An 855-nucleotide genomic window follows, 5' to 3' on the forward strand; every position below is an offset into this window, starting at 1 on the left:
CTCCACACTCACTCTCACGCATTCATTCTCTCATTGTGACCATCTGGCGTAATCCAAACAAAAAAGGATGACCCTTTAAAGTCTTTGACTTTTGGGTCACCCTCTTTTTGTTATATCGCGCTGCGACGCGGAATCCAGGGAATACCGGCAAATAAGTATATATGCAGGAGTCATTTCCCACTCATTCACCTCCTGGACCCCGCATCGAGTGCGGGGTGACGGGGAGAGTCATACCGCACCGTGATGCGGAATCCAGAAATACTCGGGCAGAGATTTCACATCTGGGTCGTTTCCTTGCTCGTACCTCTTTTTAGAACGCACGGGTCGTACGTTTCTATGTTTCCCACAAGCGGCTCACAACTGGGCCCCGCATCGTTGTGCGGGGTGACGGGGAGAGTCATTCCGCACCGTGATGCGGAATCCAGAAAATACTCGGGCAGTGATTTCACATTTGGGCCGTTTCCTTGCTCGTACCTCTTTTTAGAACGCACGGGTTGTACGTCCCTATGTTTTCCACAAGCGGCTCACAACTGGACCCCGCATCGAGTGCGGGGTGACACGCTGCTGCATTTTCGTCTCTATTCGCTTGGATATGTGCAGGAAAATTCATATCTTGACGCATGAAAATAGAATGCTGAATTTTGGTATATATTAAATCCAATGCTATGAAATTTAAGTATGCAATTTTGACGGGTGTAATCTTCACCCTCTTATCGGCACCGTTATGGGGGCAGGTATCTAATGATGAGTCAAAGAGAGAAAGAGGGTACCTGCAGGTGCCGGAGCTTGTCTTTAAAGACTCTCTGTTCTTTCAACGTATAGACTCACTTGTTTTTAATTCGATTTGTTTCAACT

The 855-nt window shown here is 47.5% G+C and carries 1 protein-coding gene; it reads left to right on the top strand.

Translation table 11 applies throughout. The features are described 5' to 3' along the window. Positions 1–665: 665 nt before the first annotated feature. Positions 666–855 (top strand): hypothetical protein (locus tag B5F38_RS14465; protein WP_206422504.1); only part of this gene is annotated, 190 nt, incomplete at its 3' end.

Origin of the sequence: Barnesiella sp. An22 (assembly GCF_002159975.1) — a bacterium.
GTDB classification, from domain to species: domain Bacteria; phylum Bacteroidota; class Bacteroidia; order Bacteroidales; family Barnesiellaceae; genus Barnesiella; species Barnesiella merdigallinarum.